The organism is Couchioplanes caeruleus (assembly GCF_003751945.1).
In the GTDB taxonomy this organism is placed as follows: Bacteria; Actinomycetota; Actinomycetes; order Mycobacteriales; family Micromonosporaceae; genus Actinoplanes; species Actinoplanes caeruleus.
In genome coordinates, this window is the sequence record NZ_RJKL01000001.1 from 7,983,551 (window position 1) to 8,005,564 (window position 22,014).

A 22,014-nucleotide genomic window follows, 5' to 3' on the forward strand; every position below is an offset into this window, starting at 1 on the left:
TCCCGTCAGGGCAGCGGCCACTCGTGCACCGGCACGTTCTCGTGCATCGGCGGCAGATAACGGCGCAGCATCTCGTGCAGGGCGCCCTGCCGATCGAGCCCGTCGCCCTCCAGCGCGTGCAGCGTCTCGACCTGCCAGGTGGCGCCGTTGCGGCCGGTGAGACAGCGCTGCTCGATGATGCCGAGCAGCCGGTCGCGTTCCGGCTGCGACACCCCCCACTTCTCCAGGCCCTCGTGGGCGAGCGGCAGCAACCGGCGCAGCACCAGCTCCGACACCGGCACGTAGCCGAGCCCGGGCCAGAAGACCGAGGCGGCGATGCCGTGCCGGGCGCACGAGTGGAAGTTCTCCTCCGCCGCGCTGAACGACATCTGGGTCCAGACCGGACGGTCCGCCTCGGCCAGCATCCGCACCAGGCCGTAGTAGAACGCGCCGTTGGCCACGGTGTCCACGACCGTCGGGCCGGCCGGCAGCACCCGGTTCTCCACGCGCAGGTGTGGCCGGTCCTTCACCACCGCGTAGATCGGGCGGTTCCAGCGGTAGACCGTGCCGTTGTGCAGCCGGAGCTCGCTGAGCTGCGGGATGTCGCCGCTCTCCAGGACCTGCTCCGGGTCCTCCTCGTCGCAGATCGGCAGCAGCGCCGGGAAGTAGCGCACGTTCTCCTCGAACAGGTCGAAGACCGAGGTGATCCAGCGCTCGCCGAACCACACCCGGGGGCGTACGCCCTGGGCGCGGATCTCCTCCGAGCGGGTGTCGGTCGCCTGCTCGAACAGCGGGATGCGGGTCTCTCGCCACAGCTCCCGCCCGAACAGCAGCGGCGAGTTCGCGCCGAGGGCGACCTGCACCCCGGCGATCACCTGGGCCGCGTTCCAGTACGCGGCGAACTGGTGCGGGCTCACCTGCAGGTGGAACTGGGTGCTGGTGCAGGCCGCCTCCGGTGCGATGCTGTCCGTGGTGACGGCGAGCCGGTCGATGCCGTCGATGCGGATGTCGAGGTCCTCGCCGCGGGCGGCGAAGATCTGCTCGTTGAGCAGCGCATAGCGCGGGTTGGCCGACAGCGTGTCGCCGGTGAGATGCTCGCGGCGCAGCGTCGGCAGGATGCCGATCATGACCATGTGCGCGCCGACGCCGCGGGCGTGCTGCTCGGCGTTGTTCAGGCTGGCCCGCAGCTCGCGCTCGAGATCGCTGTTCTCCTCGCCGGAGAGCCGCCGCGGCGCCACGTTGATCTCGATGTTGAACTGGCCCAGCTCGGTCTGGAAGTCGGGGTCGGCGAGCGCGGCGAGCACCTCGGCGTTGCGCATCGCAGGGTCGGCGTTGTCGTCGACGAGGTTGAGCTCGATCTCCATGCCGGTCAGCGGCCGCTCGAACTCGAAGCGCGACTCGCGCAGCATCGAGGCGAAGACGTCGAGACTGCGGCGGATCTTGTGCCGGTACCTGGTCCGGTCCTCGCGGGAGAATTCCCGACGCTCGACCTCTTCGCCCACCGCGCACCGCCCTTCCGCGAGCCCACGACTATGATCTGCCAGTCCGCCCCTCGGCGCACGACGGCACGCGCCGACTCGTCACCAGGAGGTTCGCGCGTGCGCCGCATACCTGCCCTCTTCGCGACCGTCGCAATCGCCGAGGCGGTGAGCTGGGCGCTGCTGCTCACCGGAATGTTCTTCAAGTACGTGGTCGTGCACGACGACATCGGGGTGAAGATCGCCGGTCCGGTCCACGGGGCCCTGTTCGTGGCGTACCTCGGCGTGACGGTGGTGCAGGCCCGGGCCGGCGGCTGGCGATGGTGGGTGACGCTGCTGGCGTTGGCGAGCTCCGTGCCGCCGTTCGCCACCGTCGTCTTCGAGCGCTGGGCGCGCGCGAAGGGTCTGGTGCGGACGACGGCAGCGGATCCCGTCACCGGTACTTTACAGAAAGTCACCCAGCATCGACACTGATCGCTGCTGTGTCGCTCTGGCGGGCTCAGCTCATCCAGGCGGCGGCCACGGCGGCGGTCACGGTCAGGCCGAGCGCGGCCTGAATCAGCAGTCCCGGGCCGAGGTGCGACCACATCGTGGGAATCCGCGGCGTGTACGGCTGCAGCGTCTCCAGGTTGATCACCTGGTGCAGCCGTGCCGGCAGATCGGGGTCCTTCTGCGGCACCGTGCGCACCTGCACCAGATCCCCGCGGTGCAGCGCCGACTGGGGGAGCTGGCCGTGCATCTCCACCTCGTAGACCTGGCCCAGGTCGTCGCGCAGCCGTACCGGGGTGACCAGGTATTCGGGGCCTTTCTTCAGATCTTTGAGCGTGCGGCGGGCGGCACCGCGGCCCCCGCCGCGCACAGCGGCCATCACCAGTGAGCCGAGCGCGTGGGCGACGGACGCGGTCAGGAAGACGAGGATCACGAGCGGCTTGCCGACCTTGACCTCGCGGGTGTACGAGGCCTGGAAGCCGAGGAGCCGTCCGGTGATGACGGGCCCGGCATGCCGGAGCACATGTTCGCGGAACAGATCGGAGTCATCCATGGGGACCACCTCCTGGGGGGTGCCTTCAGGGTACGAAGAGCGATAGTGCGACCACAGTGAGTGAAATCTCGCCTCACGTTCACGCGTGATCTCGATCGTTTGGCGGACAACGGACCGGGAAACCCTGCGGTCCGAACCCCCTCGATCAGGAAGTGGCGCATGAAACTTCCCTCTCCCAGAGGCCCCGTGTCGGACGCCGTCATCACCGCGCTCGCCCAGGCGCCGCACGCCTTCACCGCCGGTGACGCCGGGTCGGACGACGACCTGCACCTGAGCCTGTTCGTCCTCTACGAGCTGCACTACCGCGGCTGGGACGGCGTCGACGACACCTGGGAATGGCACCCGGGCCTGCTCGGCCTGCGGGCACGCCTCGAGGCCGCCTTCGAGGCCGAGCTCCGCCGGCTTGCCGTACCCGAGATCACCGGCGACGTGCCGCACACCCTGACCGCCATGACGAGCGAGACCGGCGGGTCGTCGCTGTCGGGCTACGTGCGCCGCCGCGCCACCTACGAGCAGTTCCGGGAGTTCGCCACCCACCGGTCGATCTACCACCTCCGCGAGGCGGACCCGCACACCTTCGCGATACCCCGGCTCGGCGGCGCGGCCAAGGCCGCCCTCATCGAGGTCCAGATCGACGAGTACGGCGCAGGCGTCGTCCGGCGCATGCACCAGGAGATGTTCAAGGACACGATGAGCGCGCTCGGGCTCGACACCACCTACGGGGCGTACGTGGAGGTGGTGCCCTGGCAGACGCTGGCGAACAACAACCTCATGTCGCTGTTCGGCCTGCACCGCCGACGGCGCGGGGCACTGCTCGGGCACCTGGCCGCGTACGAGATGACCTCGACCGGCCCGAACCGCGCCTACGGCAACGGCCTGCGCCGCCTCGGCGGCGACGAGAAGGCGACCCGCTTCTACGACGAGCACGTCGAGGCGGACGCGGTCCACGAGCAGATCGCCGCGTTCGACATGTGCGGCTCCTTCTGCGCGGCCGAGCCCGCGCTGGCCGCCGACGTGCTCTTCGGCGCCCGCTGCGCGCTCGCGCTCGAGGACCGCTGGGCCGAGTACGTCCTGTCCCGCTGGGAGGCGGGGGAGTCGTCACTGCGCGAGTGACCGGCACGACCGCCCAGCCTTCCGGCTCAGCCCGCAGTTTCCGGCTCGGGGCTGCCAGTTTCCGGCTCGGGGCCGCCAGTTTCCGGCTCGGGGCCGCCGGTTTCCGGCTCGGGCCGGCGCAGCTTCCCGGCCCGGGGCCCGGTGCAGCCTTCCGGCTCGGCGTTTCTCGCCTCGCTAACGGTCGCGGGGGCCGGGCTTGTCGCGGCCGGTTCCGGCGCGGAAGCCGACGGCCTTGTGCGTACCGTCGCAGAAGGGCTTGATGGCCGATCTGCCGCACCGGCAGAGCGCCACCGTGGCCCGGCCCGGATCGATGATCTGCCCGTCCGGGGTCCGCAGGGTGAAGGTGCCACGCAGCAGCAACGGGCCGTCCTCGTAGGGAACGACGACCGCGCCGTGTTCATCGGCGGTCTCGGGCGCAACAGTCATGCCGCAGCGGTTGCCCGCAACCCGGCGCAGGGAAACAGCCGCCGACCGGTGGTGGTCCTGACCCCGTCCGTCTACCGATTGGGCGAAAGCGGCCCGGAGCTGCGCGGTTCACGGTGAACTTGAGCGTGAACGCCTGTCGCAGGCGAGCTACGGGGGTGGAACGGCATGGCCTTGGTCGGCATGAAGTACGTTAATCCGGACAGCGTGCTCGCACGCACGGCGTGGGAGATGGTCCAGGCGCACGCGGGCGGCCGGGGCCCGCACGACGGCATCACCATCTGCCCGGTCTGCGGCGAGGCCCTGCCGTGCACCGCCGGCCGGGCCGCGGCCGAGGTCGTCGCCGCGGCGGGCCTGGCGGAGAGCTCCGGCCTGATCGCGGCGGCCCGAGGCGGCCCCGGCGCCTCCCCACTCGGACTCCCGGCGGCAGCCATCCAGCAGGCCACGGTCGCCATGCCCCCGAACCCGGCCCCCACCTACTCGCCGTCCGCACCGAGCACCGACCTCCCCCCGCTCCCCACCGCCACGCCGGCCACGCCCCCGTCGGCGTCGTCGTTCTCCCCGTACGCGTCGGCGCCCGCACTCCCGCCGGCCGACGTCCCGGGCGGCTCGCCGTCGTTCCCGCTCCCCACGGAACCGCTGCCGACTCCGGCTTATGCATCCCCGGCCGACTCACCGTCCCCGCCGCCCTTCGAGCCGGCCATTTACCCTCGCACATCGGCCCCGCACACCACGCCGGACCCGCTGACCGACCCGCTGAGCGCACGCACCCCGTTGACCTCGCTGGACCCACTGACCTCGCCAGACCCGCTGACTGCGCCGAACCCGCCCAGCGCGCGCAACTCTCTGACCTCGCCGGGCCCAGTCACCTCGCCGGGCCCGCTGACTGCGCCGGACCCGCTGACCGGGCGGAATTCGTTGACCTCGCCAGACCCAGGGACCGCATCGGCGCCGGACCCGCGGACCGCGTCCGATCCGCTGAACCCGAGAGACGGGGGGCCTGCGTCGGCCCTGATGGCCGCGTCGGCCCCGCCCGAACCGCTGACGCCGCCCGCCTATAACCGCGTTCCCTATCGGGCCGGTCCCGCGCCGGAGCCGACCGGCCTGTCGTTCTCGGCGCCCGTATCCTCGCCGCCGGCTCAGGGACCGGTCGTCGACCCCCAGGCGGCCCCGCCGTCGGGCCTTCGCCCGCCGCCGCACGACATGCCCCCATCGAGCGCTGTGCGCCCAGCCTCTGACTCTCCCGCAACCCCCGCGACTCCCGCAGCCCCCGCGCCTCCCGGCGGCCTCGCCGCTCCTGGCGGCCCTGCCGCTCGCCCGCCGATGGCTGCGTCCCAAGCATCCCCGCCGACGGCGCTCCCACCAGGATCGGCAGGTCCATCGCCCGCGTCGCCGACCCGCCCGCCGATGGCCCAGCCGCCGGCAACCGAGCCGTCATCGACCTGGCAGCCGACCCCGCCGGCGGCGCCGCAGGCGGCACCCCACTCATCCGCTCCACCGTCGCCGGCAGGCGAGCCTTCCGGCCTCAGGCCTGCTCCTTCCGGGCTCCGGCCTGCCTCCTCCGGCCTCCAGCCCACCCCGTCCGGCCCTCCGCCCGGCGCCGCACCCGCCACGTCCTGGCCCGCCCCGCAAGCCGCGCCGCCGCAGCCGGGCGCCCCGACCCCACCCACCACGCCGTCCGGCCTGGCGCAGCCCGGTCCCGGCCGGCCGGGCGCCGCGGTTCCGCCCACCGCCCAGCCGGATCTGGCGCACCCCGGTCCCGGCCGGCCGGGCGCCCGCCCGCCCGCCGCGCCACCCGGCGCCGCGATGCCGCCTGCCGCCCAGCCGGGCGTGCGCCCGGGACCGACCCAGCCGAACGGCTCGATGGCGCCCGCCGCACATCCCGCCGCCGCACATCCCGCCGCCGCGCATAGTGGTGCCGCCCAGCCGTCGCTGCCGCCCGGAGCCCCACCCGCGGTGCCTGGGGCGCGCCCGTCGCCAGGCCCGGGACAGATGCCGTCCGCAGCGCAGGACGTGGACCCGCTGTTGCTCGGGCCGCCGCTGTTCGTCCAGCAGAACCGTCCCCTGGATGCACCCCGCTTCACCCCGTCGGCCCGTCCACCGGAAGAACCCGCGCCGCCGGCCCGGCCCGGCCCGGCGAGGCCGCCCGTGGCTGCCGCAGCGCCGCCGCCCGTCGCCGAACCGACCCCCGGCCCGGCCGTGTCCGACCCGACAACACCCGTCGCCGGGGCCGACTCGCCTTCCGGCCTGGCCGGGACCGCCTCGGCCTCCGGCTTGACCCGGACCGCCTCGGTCTCCGGCCTGGCCGGGGGCGAACCGGCCTCCGGCCAGGCCGCGCCTGAAGCAGCCGCACCGCCCGCCGCGACCGGCCCTGCTCCGTCGGGACTCAGGCCTCCCCAGGAGCCGGCGCAGGCAGTCGGAACACCGTCGCCGTCGACTGCGGACAGCGCCTTCCGCACCGCCGACCCGGTCGCCCGTGCGTCCCGCCCGCCGCTCGAACCGCCGCAGCTCGGACAGCTCAACCGGCCCGCCGGCGAGCCCGGCGCCGAACCGGCCCACCCGGCCGCACCCGCCGGGGTCCCGCAGGACGGCCCGGCCAAGCCCGCCACCGCACCCTCCGGCCTTCCGCAGCCGGCAGCCGCCCGATCCGGCCTCGCGCAATCCGCACCCGCTCAGCCGGACGCCGGCCAGTCGGGTCTGGGGCAGTCGGGGCCGGGCCAGTCGGGACTGGCCCGGTCAGGTCCAGGGCAGGCCGCCGCGCAGGCCCCCGGCCAGGCTTCCGGACAGGCTGCGCCTGGGAAGGCTGCTTCCGGGCAGGCCGCCGCCCCGCCGCCGGCCGCACCGGACCGCCCGGCTTCCGGCCTGGACCTGGAGTCCGCCTTCCAACGTCCACCGGCGAGAAGCGACTCCCCGTCCGGGCTGAGCCGCACCGCGCCGGATCGGGCCGCGCCGGGCCCCGGGCGCGAGACATCCGGCTCCGGCGCGCCGTCCGGGCTCTCCCGTCCGGCGGCCGCTCCCGGCGCGTCGTCCGGTTCGAACCGCCCGCAGCAGGCTCCGCGCCCCGGTCGCCCGCCGCTCGAGCCGCCGCAGATGGGCCAGCTCAACCGCCCGGTGCACGCCACGGGCGAGGGCGCCGGCGGTGCGAACCCGGCCCCGTCGGGCCTGACCGCGCAGGGAGGCGCCCAAGGGGCCCCGTCGGGTCTGGGCGGCCCGGGAGCCCCGTCGGGCCTGGGTGCGCAGGGACCCGGGCGGGGGGCGCCGTCGGGCCTGGGTGCGCAGGGACCCGGGCGGGGGGCGCCGTCGGGCCTGGGCGCGCAGGGACCCGGGCGGGGGGCGCCGTCGGGCCCCGGAGTGCAGCAAGCCGGGCAAGGGGCGCCGTCGGGGCTCACCGGGAGAATGCCGGCCGCGGAGGGGGAGCGTGCCGCCGCGCCGCGGCCCGCCGCGACCGGTGAGGAGGAGGCACCGAGCGGGCTGCCCCGGCGCCCGCAGCCGTAGTCCCCCGGCGGCGGTCACTCGGCGGCGCGACACGATGTCGCCTCCGCGTGACAAGCGGGCGGCGAGATCGGTAGCGAGTCGTACACTGAACGTCACCATCGCGGTCGATGTGTTTCGGTGCCGTCCGTGCGGGGCAACAGCGTCGGCGGAGGCGGCTGCGGGCCGGCCTCCGCCGGATCGCCGCATCGGATGTGGTCCGGTGCGGCCGATGGCGTTTCGGGCGCACGGGCACACCGTGCCGGTCGAAGGGAAACGGGCATGCCTATACAGGAGGACTCGTCCCGGGTTCTCGAGGATCTGGACGCCGCGGCGGTCGACTATGCCGCCCGCGTGGCGGCGGCCTCGGACGCCGAACGTGCCGTCCTGCGGGACCGGCTCACCCGGGTCTGCCTGCCCTTCGCCGGCCGGATGGCCCGCCGCTACCGGGGCCGCGGCGAGGCCCTGGAGGACCTCGAGCAGGTCGCGCGTCTTGGCCTGATCAAGGCCATCGACCGGTACGACCCCGAGCGCGGCTCCTTCACGGCGTACGCGGTCATCACGATCTCCGGCGAGATCAAGCGGCACTTCCGGGACCGGACCTGGGGGGTGCACGTGCCGCGGCGGATCCAGGACCTGAGTCTCGAGGTCGGGCACGCCTCGATGGTGCTGACCACCGAGTTGTCGCGGACGCCGACCTCGGCCGAGCTCGCCGAGCGGCTCGGGGTGGGCGAGCCGGCCGTGCGAGAGGCGCTGGAGTCGGCGGCCGGCTATTCGCCGTCGTCGTTGAACGCCCCGGCGGGTGGGGAGGGTACCGCCGAGTTCGGTGACCTGATCGGCGGCGCGGACAGCGACCTGGAGCTGGTCGACGACCGGCTCACCGTGGCCGGGCTGCTGCTGCGCCTGCCGCCGCGGGAACGGCAGATGCTGGCGATGCGCTTCTACGGCAACCGCACCCAGGCCGAGATCGCCACCGAGCTGGGCATCTCGCAGATGCACGTGTCGCGCCTGCTCAGCCGGTCGCTGGCGTGGCTGCGGGAGGCGATGCTCAGCGACGGGCCGCCGCGCTGGGAGGGCGCCGGCGGTCCCGCGGATGCGCACGGCATGCGGATCGCGGTGGACCGCGCGGGCGGCGTGCTCACCGTCCGGGTGCACGGCGAGGTCGACCGGGACACCGCCGATCGCCTGCGGATGTCGTTGCGCCACGCGATCTCGTCGGCCGCCGCGGGGGAGCGGCTGGTGATCGACCTGAACGCCGTGCCGCTGGTCGACGCCGCCGGGGTCTCGGTGCTGCTCGACACGGCGTCGGCCGCCGCCGCGGCCGACATGGACCTGGCCCTGACCGGCGCCCAGCCCTACGTCGCCCGCATTCTCGGCGTCTCCGGCCTGCAGAAGGCGATGGACCCCCGGCGCTGATCAGCTCGTCGCCAGCGAGGCCCAGACGACCTTGCCGCCGGCGCAGGGCAGCCAGTCCCAGGCGTGGGCGCTGGCGTTCACCAGTATGAGCCCGCGGCCGCCGGGCGCGGTCGGTGACGGCCTCGTCGGAAGCATCGGTGGCTCGCTGGAGCCGTCGCGAACGGCGATCTGCAGATAGCGGCGGCGCAGCGTCACGCGCAGGGTCATCATCGTGTGCGCGTGGTCGACGACGTTGCTGACCAGCTCACTCGCGATGAGGCTGGCCGGGGCCACGAGGTGGGGCAGATCCCACCGCAGGCAGGCTTCGGTGGCGATGTTGCGGGCCTGCCGGGCGGCTCCGCGGACGGGCAGGAGCTCGTCGCTCAGGCTCGGCCGCACCCGGCGGTCGTCGTCGAGCACCGCACGCGCCGCGTCGAGCGAGGCGAAGACGAGCAGCTGCTTGTACGCCGCCAGATGCAGGGACTGGCGGGTGCCGGAGCGCGGGCCGCAGAGCAGCACCGGGATGCCGGGCCAGCGCTCGGCCTGCCGGGCGACAGCGGCGAAGACGGCGAGGGCGAGCGGCTCTCTGACGTCGAGGGCCGATATGTCGAGCAGAAGTGCGTCGGGCTGCTCGGCCAGGCACTTCAAGAGCTGTGTGCGTACTTCGGACACGTTGAGCAGCTCGAGGTGGCCGGAGAACACGACGACCAGGCGCCCTCCCTCCGCGCACACCTCCGTCTCGACGCTCACGGCGGTCCCTCCCTGCCCACTGGAGCCCCCGGGGTACCCGTCACCCCGTCGGCGAAACCTCAGGCGTCGTCGGCTTCCATGACGATGATGGCCCCCCCGGCCCCGCGGGTGACGTCGAGCCCGCGGAGCGGGGCGCACGCCACCCGGACGACGACCGCACGCCCGCGCCGGTTGATCGCGTCGAGGGTCACCTCGCCGGACGAGCCCTCGTCGCCGAGCGCACCCCGCAGGATGGGCCTGAGCTGCTCGAACGGCAGGCCTATGTCCAGGTTGAGGAAGTGCTGGCCGACCACCTCGGAGGAGCGCAGTCCCCACAGGTCCTCGGCGCGCTGGTTCCACATGCGGACGCGCAGATCCAGGGTGACCACGGCGACGCCGGCGCGCAGGCTGGTCAGCACGGTCTCCAGGAACGAGTTGGCCTCGTCGAGCTGAGCGCTGCTGACCCTGAGCTGGTCGTTGATGCTCTGGAGCTCGTCGTTGGTGGACTGGAGCTCCTCGTTCATCGTCTCCAGCTCCTCGTTGGTGGACTGGAGCTCCTCGTTCGTGGTCTCCAGTTCCTCGACGGTCGACTGGAGCTCCTCGTTGGTCGTCTCGAGTTCCTCGTTGGTGGACTGGAGCTCCTCGTACGCGGCCTCGAGCTGCTGGTTGGCGTGCTCCAGGTCCGCCTGGAGCCGGCGCGCGGCAGTGACGTCATGGAAGATCAGGTTGACCCCGAGCAGGCTGCCGTCGTTGCCGGTCAGCGGGCTGACCTGCACCTCGAGGTGGGTGGTCTCGCCGTTGCGGCCGTACTCCACGTCGGTGACCCGTAGGGTGCGCCGCTCCAGCTGGGCCTGCTCGATGTAGCGGCGCAGCTCGACCGGGCGGTACGACACCTCCAGGTCGCGGAAGGGCCGCCCGATGTCGCGTGACGACACCCCGAACATCTTCTCGAGCCGCCGGTTGGTCAGCGCCACCAGCCCGTCGGAGGTGAGGCCGAGCTGCGCGACCGGACTGGCCGCGAAGGCCTCGTTGCGCAGCTCGTCCAGGCCGACGACCGCGCCGTCGACGGTCTGCAACGGCTCGGAGAAGACCGCGCCGGCGATCGGCATGACGCGGGGGACCCGGCGGAACACCCGGCGCTTGAGGTCGATGGGCGTGAAGAGGTTACCGTGGCTGAGGAGCATCTCGGCCTTGCCGAGGAAGAGCACGCCGCCGTCGGCGAGGGCGAAGTGGAACCGGGACAGGATCTTGGCCTGCGTCTCCGCGTTGAAGTACATCAGCGTGTTGCGGCAGGTCAGCAGGTCGATGCGGGAGATCGGCGCATCCTGCACCAGGTCGTTGCGGCCGAAGATGATCGAGCGTCGCAGGTCCTTGCGGAAGGTGAAACGGTTGCCGGCCGGCTCGAAGTACTCGGCAGCGAGCTTGGCCGGCACGGCCTGCATCTCGCGTTCGCCGTAGGTCGCCTGCCGGGCCTCGGCGAGCTGCTCCTCGTCCACATCGGTGGCGTAGATCTTCACCCGTTCCCGGAAGGCGTCGATGCCCAGCGTCTCGGCGAGCGCCATGGCCAGCGTGTAGGCCTCCTCGCCCGAGGCGCACCCCGCGGACCAGATCCGGATGGGCGAGTCGGCGGGCTTGGTCGCCACCAGCGGCTCGAGCACCTCCGTGCGCAGGAAGTCCCAGGACTCGGAATCCCGGAAGAAGCCGGTGACATTGATCAGGATGGTGTTGAACAGCGTGGTGAACTCGTCCGGGTGGACCTGGAGGAAGTCCAGGTACTCCGGGTAGTCGGCGGCTTCGATCTGCGACATGCGGCGGTTGACCCGCCGCATGAGGCTGGATCGCTTGTAGCCGGTGAAGTCGAAACCGCGCGACTCCTTGACATAGACCAGGAGGGCTTCGAAGTCGGGGTCGAAGGGGTTCACGGGCAGACCGTATCTCACGGGCTCGGCGGATCAGGACGACGGCGCCGGATCGTCCACCGAGCCCGACGATCCGAGCTGCGCGATCAGCCGGCGGATCGTCTCGCCGGCCGCTTCCGCGTCGTGTGCCATGTCGTGGAAACGGGCGGTCGTCACCGGGTGCCGGTGGCTGATGGAGCCGGCCATGCGCCGGCTCAGCGCGGACTTCTCCTCCAGCGCGCGCAGGGCCATCCACAGCGCCCCTTCCAGAGCGATCGCCTGCTCATCCAGCAGACTCTCCGGCGACCAGGCGTGACCGACCCGGCACCGGTAGCGCGGCACCGGCTTGTCGCCGAGCTGGAACAGGCTCCCGCCGCAGGCGGGACAGCCGAAGCCCGCCGGTGCGGCGTCGAGCTCGTCGGTGGTCAGCGGGCCGAGTTCGGAGATGGCCACCTCGGCCTCGAGAAGCTGGTCCGCGCGGCGCGGGGGGTGCTCTGGCAGGTCCATGGCGGTGATCCCGGCGATGAGGGCGCCCATCTTGGCGACGGGCACGATGTGGTCGGGCGTGGCGTGGTCGATCGCGGCGCGGGGCATCGAGGCGTGGAGCGCGTCCTCCGGGGCCTGGACCACCGTCGTCCCGCCCCGGGCGGCGATGCTGGCCAGCCCGGCGGCGCCGTCGTCGCGGGCTCCGGAGAGGACGACCCCGATCACCCGTTCGGCGTAGGCCCGGGCCGCGGAGCGGAACAACGGGTCCACGGCGGGACGGTGCCCGTTCTCCGCCGGTCCTCGGGTGAGCCGGATCCGGCCGTCGAGGATCAGCAGGTGGTGGTCGTTGGGGGCCACATAGACGCGGCCGTGCCGCAGCTCCTCGCCGTCGACGGCGGCCGTCGCCGGAAGGGGGCCGCTGCGCGACAGGATCGCCGGCAGCGCACTGGGCGAGTCGCGCGGCACGTGCAGGACCACGAGGACCGCGCCGGGATAGTCCGGCGGGAGCCCGCCGACCAGGGCGCGCAGTGCTTCCACGCCGCCGGCGGAGGCGCCGACGACGACCACGTCGCGGTGCTCGACCGTCACGCCGCTCCTGCCGTCAACTTCGTCCAGACCACCTTACCGTCTGAGACGGGCAAAACGCCCCATGCGTCGGTGAGTTCCCGGACGAGGTGCAGCCCGCGCCCGCCCGCTTCGGAGACGCTCGGGGCCTTGGGCCGCGGCAGCAGCCGGCTGCCGTCGCGGACGGTCAGGCAGACCCGGTCGTCGCGCAGCGCGAGCGTGAACTCCATCGTGGTGTGCGCGTGCCGGACGACATTGGCCACGAGTTCGGTCGCGACGAGGCTGATCGTGGCGGCGAGCTCCCGGAGCTGCCATGCCGCGCAGGCCTGGGACACGAGCTGGCGGACCTGGCGGCAGGCGTCGGGCACGGGCCGCAGCCGGACCCGGATCCGCGGCGGTACCGGCTCGTCGAGCTGCTCGGCGAGCGCCTTCTCGCAGCTTTCCTCCGTGGTCACGGTGTGGCAGCCGGGCCAGTCGCGCAGGGTCCGGGCGGTGTCGGTCTCCGCCCCGCACAGCACGACCGGTACGGCGGGCCACTCGGCGGTACGGCAGACGATGGAGCTCAGTACGTCCAAGGCGGAGGGTTCGGCGACTTCGAGGGCGCTGATGTCGACGAGCAGTGACTGCGGCTGCGCGGAGAGGGACCGCGCAAGGGCCCGTTCCAGGGCGTCGCCAGTGACCGCGTCCAGCACTCCGCTGACCCGCAGCACCGCCACCGGAAGGTCCTGTTCAGGCCGGCAGACAAGCTGACTCGACATCGGCCCCCTTCCGTCGTCGCGCCGCACCCGTCACGTCGTTCGCTCCCTGTGCCCGGCGGCGGGCCGCGGCAAACGCCCCGCGGTAGGAAAGGGCGCGGGAGTCGGCAACCCCCGCGCGCGAAAGTGAAGTACCGTAACGCGCCATGGGTGTGTCTCAGCGGCTGAAGAGCCGGTTCCGCAAGTTTCTGCAGCGTCCGGGCACCACGGTCGATCTCGCGCCGTTGGAGCGGCGGTTGCCGGCGATCGAGGCCCGCGAGGAGGCCCTGCGGGAGCTGGACGACGATGCGCTGACCGCGGCGGCGGGTGAGGCCACCAGCTACGAGGAGATCTGCGCGATCGGGCGGGAGGCCGCCCGGCGTGCGCTGGAGCAGCGCCCGTACGACGTCCAGCTCGTCGGCGCGATGGCGCTGCTGTCCGGCAAGGTGGCCGAGATGGCCACCGGTGAGGGCAAGACGCTCACCGCCACCGTCGCCGCCTACGGCCACGTGCGTCTCGGCAACGGGCCGGTGCACGTGCTCACGGTCAACGACTACCTGGCCCGTCGCGACGCCACCTGGATGGAGCCCGTCTACCGGCTCCTGGGCCTGACCGTCGGCTGGGTCACCGAGGCGTCCACGCCCGAGGAGCGCCGGGAGGCGTACGCCGCCGACGTCACGTACGTCTCGGTCAGCGAGGGGGGCTTCGACTACCTGCGCGACCAGCTCGTCACGTCGGTCGACGACCGGGTGCAGCGCGAGCGTGCCACCGCCATCGTCGACGAGGCCGACTCGATCCTCATCGACGAGGCCCGCGTCCCGATGGTGCTGGCCGGCAGCATCGCCGGCGAGGGCGACCCGGTGCACGACGCCGCCGAGCTGGTCCGCGAGCTGCGCGCGGGCAAGCACTACGAGGTCGCCGAGGACGGCCGCAGCGTCGCCTTCACCGAGGCGGGACTCAAGACCCTCGAGGAGAAGATGGGCCTCGACCTGTACGCCGACGAGAACGTCGCCCAGCTCTCCGCGGTGAACGTGGCCCTGCACGCCCGGGCCCTGCTGCGCCGCGACGTCGACTACATCGTGCGCGACGGCACCGTCGAGCTGATCGACGAGATGCGCGGCCGGGTCGCCCAGCGCCGCCGGTGGCCCGACGGCCTCCAGGCGGCCGTGGAGGCGAAGGAGGGGCTGCACGCCACCGCCGAGGGCGAGGTGCTCGACACCATCACCGTGCAGGCGTACATCGCCCTCTACAAGACCGTCTGCGGCATGACGGCGACCGCGGTGCACGTCGGCGAGCAACTGCGTGAGTACTTCAAGCTCGAGGTGGCGGTGATCCCGTCCAACACCCCGAACATCCGCGAGGACGAGCCCGACAGGATCTACTCGGCCCACGACATGCGCGACGAGGCGCTGGTCGAGGAGATCAAGCTGGCCCACGAGAAGGGCCGGCCCGTGCTGATCGGCACCCTCGACGTCAAGGCCTCGGAGCTGCTCGCCAAGCAGCTCGCCGCCGCGGGCGTCCCGTCGGTGGTGCTGAACGCCAAGAACGACGGCGAGGAGGCCGCGATCATCGCGGAGGCGGGCGCGTACGGCGCCGTCACCGTCTCCACCCAGATGGCCGGCCGCGGCGTCGACATCCGCCTCGGCGGCAGCGACGAGAAGGACCGGGACAAGGTCGTCGAGCTCGGCGGGCTCTACGTGATCGGCAGCGGCCGGCACGACAGCCGCCGCGTCGACGACCAGCTCCGCGGGCGCGCCGGCCGCCAGGGCGACCCGGGCGGCTCGGTCTTCTTCGTCAGCCTCGAGGACGACCTGGTCACCCGGCACGCGGGCGACATCCTGCCGTCCTCGCCGCGGATGGACATGGACGGCGTGGTGCACGACGACCAGGTCGAGTACGCCGTCGAGCACGCCCAGCGGGTCGCCGAGGGCGTCAACCACGAGATCCACCGCAACACCTGGCGCTACAGCGTGGTGATCGAGCAGCAGCGCCTCGCCCTGGCGGAGCGCCGGGAGCGGCTGCTGACCTCCGAGGTCGCCGCGATCATGCTGCTGGAGAAGTCGCCGGACAAGGCGAAGGAGACCGACGAGGACGTGCTCTCCGAGGCGGCCCGTGCCATCGCCCTGTACCACCTGGACCGCCTCTGGGCCGAGCACCTCGCCGAGCTCTCCGAGGTGCGCGAGGGCGTGCACCTGCGGGCCCTGGGCAAGCTCGACCCGCTGGACGAGTTCCACCGCGCGGCGGTGCCGGCGTTCCAGAACCTCTTCACCGAGATCGAGCGCCGCACCATCGAGACGTTCGAGGAGACCGACCTCTCCGACGGCTGGCAGCCGGACCGGGCCGAGCTCGTGCGGCCGAGCGCGACGTGGACCTATCTGGTGCACGACAACCCGTTCGGCTCGGAGCTCGACCGGCTCATCGCGGCGGTCGGCCGCCGCCTCACCTCCGGCGGCAGCTAGGACGTGTGCGGCTCGCCCGCGTGGTGGGCGGCGAGGATGTCGCCGCCGAACTCGCCGCGCGGGCGCCGCAGCACCGTGTGCGCATGGTTGCCGTCGTCGGTGGTGTTGTCGAACTCGATGAGTAGATCGTCGCCCTGAATCCGGTAATAGTGCCGGGTCCCGGGCTGCGGCGGCCCCTCCCAGGCGAAGTGAAGCTCGCCGCCGGCCGGGTCGAGCCCGGCGGCCAGCTCGTCGGGCAGCCGGCCCAGGTAGAGGGAGACGAGCTGGTCGAGTAGCGCGCGCTCCCCGGGCCGCAGGTCCGCCCGGGCGATGCCCGGCGGTGCGATGGGCGCGCTCCGCGGTTGGGTCGCCGTCCTGATGTCGTACGGCGCGACGTCCGCCACAACCGCAACACGGCGCGCCCTCGCCGGCAGCGAGAGCAGCAGCTCCCGCCCGAGGTCCTCCTCGACGCCCAGCGGCCGCAGCACGGGCCGCCCCAGCGCATCCACCCGGGCCGGGTTCGCGCCCAGGAACACCGGCGCGGGCGAGACCCGACCGCCGGAGACCGTCATGCTCACCGACAGGTGATGACCCTCGAAGCGCCACGCCCACTCGTCGTCGCCGGGCGTGCCGAAGACGATCACCCGGTAGTCCTCGCTGTGCCGGCCGCGCCGGCCGCCCTCCCGGCGGTCCAGCACCTCCTCGAGCGCGCACACGGCCATGGCCTGGGCGAACGCGGCGGGGCTCAGGCCGGTGGCGAGCAGCCGGTGTGCGGCCTTGCGCGGGCCGGGGGCGAGGTCGGCGAGCGACAGCCCGGGCCGAGGCTCGGGCCGGTACTCGATCCAGCGGCGCTGCGGGTCACCGAAGGCGACGCCCGCCTCCGGACGGGCCCGCAGCAGGGCGGTAGCGGCGGCGGCCATGTCGGCGGCGAGGCTCATGTCACTCAGCATGCACCGGACGGTCGCGACCGGTGTCTAGGACGGCGGCGAAGGGCACGTCCTGCGCCGGGCGGTCGCGAGCGGCGGCCAGGTCGGCGGCGAAGGGCACGTCCTGCGCCGGGCGGTCGCGAGCGGCGGCCAGGTCGGCGGCGAAGGGCACGTCCTGCACCGGACGGTGGCGGTCGGCGGCCGAGGGCACGTTCTGCACCGCGCGGCAGGGGCGGTGGCGGCGGCCGGGAGACCTCACGCGCCGCGCAGCAGGTCGTTCATCTCGGACAGGCCGTAGAACGCGGCGGTCTCCCGCGCGCTGGGAGCGCCGGCGTCCGGATCCGCGCCCGCGTCGAGTAGCATCCGGACCGTCTCGGCGCATCTGCGGAAGACCGCGGCGGCGAGCGCGGTCTGGCCGCGGTCATTGACCCGGGCCGGGTCGGCGCCGTGCGCGATGAGCGCGGCGACGGTCGGCGGATGGTTATGGTAAGCGGCCAGAATCAGCAGCGTGTCGCCTTGATCATTCGTCAGGTTGGCGGGCAGGCCCTGGCCGAGGTGGCCGGCGAGTTCCTCGGTGCCGCCGGAGCGGGCCAGGTCGAACATCCGGTGCGCGTACGCGATCGTTTCGGCGTCCATTTCCTCGGCCATGCCGGCAGCCTACGATGTTAATCTCCCCTGCATTCCGCGAGGGGGGCAGGGTGAGCGACGGGGTGTACGTCGGCCGCGCCGGTGAGGACGGCGCGCGCAACCAGGGCTGGTTGCTCGGCCATTTCATGCCGGCCGGGGAGCTGCGGCACAGCGATGAAGTCGAGGTGAAGTGGGGTGTGCACCCACCCGGCGACCGCCGCGCCGCCTGGGCCACGCACGAGACGCGGACGGCTTTGCTCGTGCTCATCCGGGGAACCTTCAACATCGAGTTGAGGGATCGGACCGTGGTGCTGCGCGAACCGGGGGACTACGTGGTCTGGGGCCCAGGTCACGATCATTCCTGGCGGGCCGGCGAGGAGGAGACGGTGGTGCTGACCGTGCGCTGGCCGTCGGTGCCCGGCTGGCGGCTGCCACCGGCCCTGCCTCGGGAAACCAGCGTTTATTCATAACTGCAGGAAACGGATGCCCGTCGTTAACCGGCGTGATGGTAATCGCATTCACGGTGCGGGTAAAGACGATGCATCCGTTGGTTATGGAACGAGTTTCCCACAGTGTGGTTGCCGCCTTGACCGCTCGGCCGCGGCCCCGGAAATATCGACCGCGGTTTAAGCGTGCATTAATTGGATCGTCGTTGTGAACGGCGCCGCACTCATTCTTTCGACGCAGGAGGCTTCATGCCGGTCACCGCCCTGCCGGGGCGCACGGGACGACACGCGATGGGGCCCGGCCGCCTGGCCACGATCCGGCGCGCCGCGGTAACCCCGCCGCCGGCCGCCGCCGCCCTGACCGTGACGCTGAACATCCCGCTCTCCGGAGACACGCTGCCACCGCAGGCCCACCGGCTGATCGAGGCCGTCCGGGAACTGGTCGAGGCCGGCCAGGGCTCGGTCGCCCTCGAGCAGCCCCGTCCCGAGCCGGCGCCGCTCGCCCCCGAGCCCGTCCGCGACGGTGGCGTCGAGGTCCGCCTGCTCACCGCCTCGCGCCAGGTGCTGCTCGACGGTGTGCTGCTACCGCTCACCCGCCTCGAGTTCGACCTGCTGCTGTTCCTGGCCGAGCATCCGCGCCGGGTGTTCAGCCGGACCCAGTTGCTCAACGCAGTCTGGGGTTACGAGCACACCGGTGAACGTACGGTCGACGTCCACGTGCGCCGGCTGCGCGTCAAGATGGGCTCGCACCTGCCGCTGATCACCACCGTCTACGGGGTGGGCTACCGGCTCTCCGACGAGGCCCGGATCGTGGTGCTGCCCCACGAGTAACCGGTTCATCGGGCAGGTGGCGTACGGCGTTTCGGCCCTGCCCTAAGCTTTCGCGGTGCATGTGCGTCCCGTGTCGACCGAGGTCCTCGTCCAGGAGCTGGCCGACCGGCTCGCCGGCCAGCACCCGGGGGAGCGGCTGCGGGTGGCGATCGACGGCCCGTCCGCCGCGGACCCCGGCGTGCTGGCCGCCGCCCTGATCGCTCCGCTGCGGTTGCGGGGGCGCCCGGCGGTGCACGTGTCCACGGCCGACTTCCTGCGCCCCGCCTCGCTGCGGCTGGAGTTCGGGCGGACCAACCCGGACTCCTTCTACGCCGGCTGGATCGATGAAGCGGGGCTGCGCCGTGAGGTGCTCGACCCGGCCGGCCCGCTCGGCAGCGGCCGGATCGTGACCCGGCTGTGGAACGCCGCCACCGACCGGGCCGCCCGGGAGCCGTACGCGGAGCTCCCGCCGGAGGCCGTGGTGCTCGTCAGCGGCTCGCTCCTGCTCGGCGCCGGACTGCCGTTCGACGTGACGGTCCATCTCGCACTCTCGCCGGCGGCCCTGGCCCGCCGCACCGACCCGGCCGAGCATTGGACGCTGCCCGCCTTCGCGCGCTACGCGGCCGAGGTCGACCCCGCCGCATTCGCCGACGTCGTTGTCCGCCTGGATGATCCCCGGAGGCCCGCGATGGTCCTCCGCGCATGAGTGAATCTCCGGCCGCACCCCCGTGACCTGCGACGCGAAAGCAGGTTCGCGCAGTCCGTGGCGGTTACGAGCACTGACAGTTATGCTGCGGTTACTTTTTTGCGGGGATCGAGTTTCCGATCTTCGGCGGTGGGTATGAGCGGACCCCACGGTGCGACACCGGCGGGCCGGCAGGGGGAGTCCACCGGCAGGGGCAGAGGGAAGGGCAGGGGAGCACATGCTCGTCAACAGTGCGGTCATCACGGGTAAAGGTGCCGACACCGCCAAGGGACGCTCGACGGACGAGATCGAGCAGATCCGGGCATTGCTGCAGTCCCGGTTCGACGATCTGAACGCCGAATACGAGGAGGCCGTGGCCGAGAACCAGCGGCTCCGGCTGGTCGAGATCGGCGACGCCGCCGGCGACGACCAGGCCGACAGCGGCTCCAAGACCGCCGAGCGCGACGCGGCGACGTCGCTGCTGCGCACCCTGCTCGACCGGCGTACGCAGGCGGAGATCGCCATGCAGCGACTCGACGAGGGCTCGTACGGCAACTGCGAGAGCTGCCACAACCCGATCCCGGTCGAGCGGCTCGAAGTGTTCCCGTCGGCCACCACGTGCGTGCACTGCAAGGCCAACCGCGAGCGTCGCGCGGGCTGATCCTCCTCGTCGCGCACCGGTCCGCCGCCCGTTCGGACGGCGGATCGCTCGCATCGCCGACTACCGTGGACTCATGGGCGAGATCCAGGTCGGCACGGCGTCGTGGACCGACAAGACGCTGCTCGACTCGGGCTGGTATCCCAAGGCGGCGGACACCGCGGAGAAGCGCCTCGCCTACTACGCGAAGCAGTTCCCCGTGGTCGAGGTCGACGCGACGTACTACGGGCCCCCGGCGGAGCAGACCACGAAGCTGTGGGCCGAGCGCACGCCGGACGGATTCACCTTCAACATCAAGGCCTTCAGCCTGCTGACCGGCCATCCGACCAAGGTCTCGGCGATCTACAAAGACCTGCGGCCGGAGACCGACAAGAAGACGGTCTATCCGGACGACCTGCCGCCGCAGGCATACGAGGAGATCTGGACGCGGTTCCTGTCCGCGCTCGATCCCCTGGTGTCGGCCGGCAAGCTGGGCGCGCTGCTGTTCCAGTTCCCGCCGTGGTGGGGCATCCGGCGCTCGCACAAGGACTACCTGTGCGAGGTCGCGGCCCGGTGCAAGCCGCTGCGGCCGGTCTTCGAGTTCCGCAACGCGTCGTGGTTCTCGGGCGACAATGCCGCGGAGACCCTCGGCTTCCTGCGCGAGCACGAGCTGCCCCTGGTCTGCGTCGACATGCCCCAGGGCCACAAGTCGTCGGTGCCGCCCCTGGTCGCGGCCACCGCGGATCTGGCCGTGGTCCGTTTTCACGGTCACAGCGACAAGTGGACCAGTAAGGACATCCACGAGAAGTTCGGCTACGACTATTCGCGCATGGAGCTCCAGGAGTGGGTGCCGAAGCTGCGCACCCTCGCCGACGAGGCCGCGAAGACCCAGGTCTTCATGAACAACTGCTGCATGGACTTCGCCCAGCGCAACGCCGCAACCCTGATCGAACTGCTCGACTAGCCGGGGGTCCGGGTCACCCGCAAGCCGCGGCGGCGGGCCATCTTGGCCATCGCGGTCGCGTCGACGACCGCCGCGCCGCCGGGGTCGTTGTTGAAGTAGACGTACGCCGGCATGTCGGGCAGCCGGTCCAGCCACGACGACAGGGACGCGCGCCCGTAGCGGGGCCACGGCTGCGCTCGCCCCTCGTGCATCCGCAGGTAGGCGAAGTCGGCCGTGAGCCACAGCGGGGTCATCGCTCGCCCCTTGCGGTCCGCCCAGGAGAGCGCGGCGTTGTGGCGCGTGAGCACCTCGCGGACCTCGTCGATCCACCAGCTTTCGTGCCGCGGCTCGACGGCGACCTTCACGCCGCGGGGAAAGAGGCCGAGGGTCTCCTCCAGCGCCGCCACGTCCACCTTCAGCGTCGGCGGCAACTGGATCAGCACCGGCCCGAGCTTGTCGCCGAGGGCGTCGGCGCGTCCCAGGAAGCGGGCGACCGGCTCGGCCGGCTCCTTGAGCCGCTTGATGTGGGTCAGGTAGCGGCTCATCTTCACCGCGAAGCAGAAGTCGTCCGGCGTCCGCTCGCGCCACTGGGCGAACGTGTCGCGCTCGGGCAGCCGGTAGAACGCGTTGTTGATCTCGACCGTGGCGAAGGACTCGGTGAAGGTCTCCAGCCAGAGCCGCTGCGGCAGGCCCTCCGGATAGAGGTACGGCCGGGTGTCGTCGCCTCCCTTCGGGGGACGCCAGTCCTTGTACTGCCACCCCGAGGTACCCATCACCAGCACGCTGATGGTCTCCCCGGTTAGCGATGATCGAAACCGGGTACCGCGGGTGTCTCCATCACGAAGGGAAACTCGATCATGCGACTCAGCGACGACGACATCACCGGCGGCAGCGGCGTCTCGGGCGAGGGCGTGGCCGACGGCGGCGCCAACGCGGATGGCCAGGACGGCGGCGCGGACGGCGGCGCGGGCGTGGGCCCGGCGGACGGCGGCGCGAACCCCGCCGGTCACGACGGCGGCGCGGACGGCGCGGCCTCGGGCGAGGGCCCGGCCGACGGCGGCGCGAACCCGGGTGCGGTCGACGGCGGTGCGGACGGCGGCGCCTCGGGCGAGGGCCCGGCCGACGGCGGCGCGAACCCGGGTGCCGTCGACGGCGGCGCCGACGGCGGCGCCGACGGCGGCGCCTCCTAG

23 protein-coding genes are annotated in these 22,014 nt (G+C 72.6%); 11 read left to right on the top strand and 12 right to left on the bottom strand.

All coding sequences use genetic code 11. The features are described 5' to 3' along the window. Positions 1-5 precede the first annotated feature (5 nt). The gene (locus EDD30_RS35940; RefSeq protein WP_071807933.1) at positions 6-1,481 is read right to left on the bottom strand and encodes a glutamate-cysteine ligase family protein; all 1,476 of its coding nucleotides are present in this window, start codon (positions 1,479-1,481) and stop codon (positions 6-8) included. A gap of 96 nt (positions 1,482-1,577) precedes the next feature. Here EDD30_RS35940 and EDD30_RS35945 point away from each other — a divergent pair, with 96 nt between their 5' ends. Further along, positions 1,578-1,931 (top strand): DUF3817 domain-containing protein, encoded by a 354-nt coding sequence (locus EDD30_RS35945; protein ID WP_071807932.1) that lies wholly within the window; start codon positions 1,578-1,580, stop codon positions 1,929-1,931. 25 nt (positions 1,932-1,956) lie between these two features. Here the strand turns inward: EDD30_RS35945 and EDD30_RS35950 are convergent, their stop codons facing one another. After that, the gene (locus EDD30_RS35950; RefSeq protein ID WP_071807931.1) at positions 1,957-2,499 is read right to left on the bottom strand and encodes a hypothetical protein; all 543 of its coding nucleotides are present in this window, start codon (positions 2,497-2,499) and stop codon (positions 1,957-1,959) included. Positions 2,500-2,658: 159 nt separating this feature from the next. Between EDD30_RS35950 and EDD30_RS35955 the strand changes: the two genes are divergently transcribed. Continuing rightward, positions 2,659-3,612 carry an iron-containing redox enzyme family protein gene (locus EDD30_RS35955; RefSeq protein ID WP_071807930.1) on the top strand — a complete coding sequence of 318 codons (954 nt, stop codon included), beginning with the start codon at positions 2,659-2,661 and terminating at the stop codon, positions 3,610-3,612. A 174-nt stretch (positions 3,613-3,786) separates the two neighbouring features. Here EDD30_RS35955 and EDD30_RS35960 read toward each other — a convergent pair whose 3' ends face one another. Both EDD30_RS35960 and EDD30_RS39625 read right to left on the bottom strand, forming a co-directional pair. Further along, positions 3,787-4,038 carry a CDGSH iron-sulfur domain-containing protein gene (locus tag EDD30_RS35960; RefSeq protein WP_071807929.1) on the bottom strand — a complete coding sequence of 84 codons (252 nt, stop codon included), beginning with the start codon at positions 4,036-4,038 and terminating at the stop codon, positions 3,787-3,789. 473 nt (positions 4,039-4,511) lie between these two features. Next, the gene (locus EDD30_RS39625; protein ID WP_170047512.1) at positions 4,512-4,667 is read right to left on the bottom strand and encodes a hypothetical protein; all 156 of its coding nucleotides are present in this window, start codon (positions 4,665-4,667) and stop codon (positions 4,512-4,514) included. A 1,360-nt stretch (positions 4,668-6,027) separates the two neighbouring features. Between EDD30_RS39625 and EDD30_RS39630 the strand changes: the two genes are divergently transcribed. Next, a complete protein-coding gene (locus EDD30_RS39630; RefSeq protein ID WP_170208306.1) occupies positions 6,028-7,530 on the top strand; it encodes a hypothetical protein in 1,503 nt (500 codons plus the stop codon). Positions 7,531-7,788: 258 nt separating this feature from the next. Next, on the top strand, positions 7,789-8,922 hold the full coding sequence (locus tag EDD30_RS35975) for a SigB/SigF/SigG family RNA polymerase sigma factor (RefSeq protein ID WP_071809303.1): 1,134 nt from the start codon (positions 7,789-7,791) through the stop codon (positions 8,920-8,922). On the opposite strand, the gene EDD30_RS35980 is transcribed toward EDD30_RS35975, so the two are convergent. Genes EDD30_RS35980 through EDD30_RS35995 form a run of 4 tightly spaced genes read right to left on the bottom strand, consistent with a single transcriptional unit; the run spans position 8,923 to position 13,336 of the window. After that, on the bottom strand, positions 8,923-9,651 hold the full coding sequence (locus tag EDD30_RS35980) for an ATP-binding protein (protein ID WP_071809304.1): 729 nt from the start codon (positions 9,649-9,651) through the stop codon (positions 8,923-8,925). Positions 9,652-9,710: 59 nt separating this feature from the next. Then, the gene (locus tag EDD30_RS35985) at positions 9,711-11,552 is read right to left on the bottom strand and encodes a CheR family methyltransferase (protein WP_071809318.1); all 1,842 of its coding nucleotides are present in this window, start codon (positions 11,550-11,552) and stop codon (positions 9,711-9,713) included. A gap of 30 nt (positions 11,553-11,582) precedes the next feature. Further along, positions 11,583-12,602 carry a chemotaxis protein CheB gene (locus EDD30_RS35990; RefSeq protein WP_071809305.1) on the bottom strand — a complete coding sequence of 340 codons (1,020 nt, stop codon included), beginning with the start codon at positions 12,600-12,602 and terminating at the stop codon, positions 11,583-11,585. After that, positions 12,599-13,336, bottom strand: coding sequence for an ATP-binding protein (locus tag EDD30_RS35995; RefSeq protein ID WP_071809306.1), 738 nt, complete (start codon positions 13,334-13,336; stop codon positions 12,599-12,601). The genes EDD30_RS35990 and EDD30_RS35995 overlap by 4 nt, the downstream gene beginning before the upstream one ends. 143 nt (positions 13,337-13,479) lie before the next feature. On the opposite strand from EDD30_RS35995, the gene secA2 reads away from it, so the two are divergent. Next, positions 13,480-15,771, top strand: a complete 2,292-nt coding sequence (gene secA2 / locus EDD30_RS36000) for an accessory Sec system translocase SecA2 (protein WP_071809307.1) — start codon at positions 13,480-13,482, stop codon at positions 15,769-15,771. Here secA2 and EDD30_RS36005 read toward each other — a convergent pair. From EDD30_RS36005 to EDD30_RS36015, 3 genes are read right to left on the bottom strand one after another with little or no spacing between them, the layout of a single operon-like run. Then, positions 15,768-16,700, bottom strand: coding sequence for a DUF3500 domain-containing protein (locus EDD30_RS36005; RefSeq protein ID WP_071809308.1), 933 nt, complete (start codon positions 16,698-16,700; stop codon positions 15,768-15,770). The two genes, secA2 and EDD30_RS36005, sit on opposite strands and share 4 nt — an antisense overlap. Continuing rightward, positions 16,690-16,887 (bottom strand): hypothetical protein, encoded by a 198-nt coding sequence (locus tag EDD30_RS36010; RefSeq protein ID WP_143163010.1) that lies wholly within the window; start codon positions 16,885-16,887, stop codon positions 16,690-16,692. Before EDD30_RS36010 ends, EDD30_RS36005 begins: the two co-directional genes overlap by 11 nt. 44 nt (positions 16,888-16,931) lie before the next feature. Beyond that, positions 16,932-17,324 carry an ankyrin repeat domain-containing protein gene (locus tag EDD30_RS36015; RefSeq protein WP_071809310.1) on the bottom strand — a complete coding sequence of 131 codons (393 nt, stop codon included), beginning with the start codon at positions 17,322-17,324 and terminating at the stop codon, positions 16,932-16,934. A gap of 50 nt (positions 17,325-17,374) precedes the next feature. On the opposite strand from EDD30_RS36015, the gene EDD30_RS36020 reads away from it, so the two are divergent. From EDD30_RS36020 to EDD30_RS36040, 5 genes are all read left to right on the top strand, one after another. Further along, entirely contained in the window at positions 17,375-17,773 is a 399-nt protein-coding gene (locus tag EDD30_RS36020; protein WP_084557604.1) for a cupin domain-containing protein, read from the top strand. Between the two features lie 339 nt (positions 17,774-18,112). Further along, positions 18,113-18,580 (top strand): winged helix-turn-helix domain-containing protein, encoded by a 468-nt coding sequence (locus tag EDD30_RS36025; protein ID WP_244945680.1) that lies wholly within the window; start codon positions 18,113-18,115, stop codon positions 18,578-18,580. A 55-nt stretch (positions 18,581-18,635) separates the two neighbouring features. Next, entirely contained in the window at positions 18,636-19,265 is a 630-nt protein-coding gene (locus tag EDD30_RS36030; RefSeq protein WP_071809312.1) for a nucleoside/nucleotide kinase family protein, read from the top strand. Positions 19,266-19,482: 217 nt separating this feature from the next. Next, a complete protein-coding gene (locus tag EDD30_RS36035) occupies positions 19,483-19,905 on the top strand; it encodes a TraR/DksA family transcriptional regulator (protein ID WP_071809313.1) in 423 nt (140 codons plus the stop codon). 73 nt (positions 19,906-19,978) lie between these two features. Next, a complete protein-coding gene (locus EDD30_RS36040) occupies positions 19,979-20,845 on the top strand; it encodes a DUF72 domain-containing protein (protein ID WP_071809314.1) in 867 nt (288 codons plus the stop codon). Here the strand turns inward: EDD30_RS36040 and EDD30_RS36045 are convergent. Next, the gene (locus EDD30_RS36045; RefSeq protein WP_071809320.1) at positions 20,842-21,597 is read right to left on the bottom strand and encodes a DUF72 domain-containing protein; all 756 of its coding nucleotides are present in this window, start codon (positions 21,595-21,597) and stop codon (positions 20,842-20,844) included. The two genes, EDD30_RS36040 and EDD30_RS36045, sit on opposite strands and share 4 nt — an antisense overlap. An 84-nt stretch (positions 21,598-21,681) precedes the next feature. On the opposite strand from EDD30_RS36045, the gene EDD30_RS36050 reads away from it, so the two are divergent. Then, on the top strand, positions 21,682-22,014 hold the full coding sequence (locus tag EDD30_RS36050) for a BatC protein (protein ID WP_071809315.1): 333 nt from the start codon (positions 21,682-21,684) through the stop codon (positions 22,012-22,014).

What these genes read in the sequence shown, in the direction of transcription:
- EDD30_RS35950 (WP_071807931.1), bottom strand. Translation starts at nt 2,499, where the DNA reads ATGGATGACTCCGATCTGTTCCGCGAACATGTGCTCCGGCATGCCGGG.
- EDD30_RS35955 (WP_071807930.1), top strand. Translation starts at nt 2,659, where the DNA reads ATGAAACTTCCCTCTCCCAGAGGCCCCGTGTCGGACGCCGTCATCACC.
- EDD30_RS35960 (WP_071807929.1), bottom strand. Translation starts at nt 4,038, where the DNA reads ATGACTGTTGCGCCCGAGACCGCCGATGAACACGGCGCGGTCGTCGTT.
- EDD30_RS39630 (WP_170208306.1), top strand. Translation starts at nt 6,028, where the DNA reads ATGCCGTCCGCAGCGCAGGACGTGGACCCGCTGTTGCTCGGGCCGCCG.
- EDD30_RS35975 (WP_071809303.1), top strand. Translation starts at nt 7,789, where the DNA reads ATGCCTATACAGGAGGACTCGTCCCGGGTTCTCGAGGATCTGGACGCC.
- EDD30_RS35995 (WP_071809306.1), bottom strand. Translation starts at nt 13,336, where the DNA reads ATGTCGAGTCAGCTTGTCTGCCGGCCTGAACAGGACCTTCCGGTGGCG.
- secA2 (WP_071809307.1), top strand. Translation starts at nt 13,480, where the DNA reads ATGGGTGTGTCTCAGCGGCTGAAGAGCCGGTTCCGCAAGTTTCTGCAG.
- EDD30_RS36005 (WP_071809308.1), bottom strand. Translation starts at nt 16,700, where the DNA reads ATGCTGAGTGACATGAGCCTCGCCGCCGACATGGCCGCCGCCGCTACC.
- EDD30_RS36015 (WP_071809310.1), bottom strand. Translation starts at nt 17,324, where the DNA reads ATGGCCGAGGAAATGGACGCCGAAACGATCGCGTACGCGCACCGGATG.
- EDD30_RS36035 (WP_071809313.1), top strand. Translation starts at nt 19,483, where the DNA reads ATGCTCGTCAACAGTGCGGTCATCACGGGTAAAGGTGCCGACACCGCC.
- EDD30_RS36040 (WP_071809314.1), top strand. Translation starts at nt 19,979, where the DNA reads ATGGGCGAGATCCAGGTCGGCACGGCGTCGTGGACCGACAAGACGCTG.
- EDD30_RS36045 (WP_071809320.1), bottom strand. Translation starts at nt 21,597, where the DNA reads ATGGGTACCTCGGGGTGGCAGTACAAGGACTGGCGTCCCCCGAAGGGA.
- EDD30_RS36050 (WP_071809315.1), top strand. Translation starts at nt 21,682, where the DNA reads ATGCGACTCAGCGACGACGACATCACCGGCGGCAGCGGCGTCTCGGGC.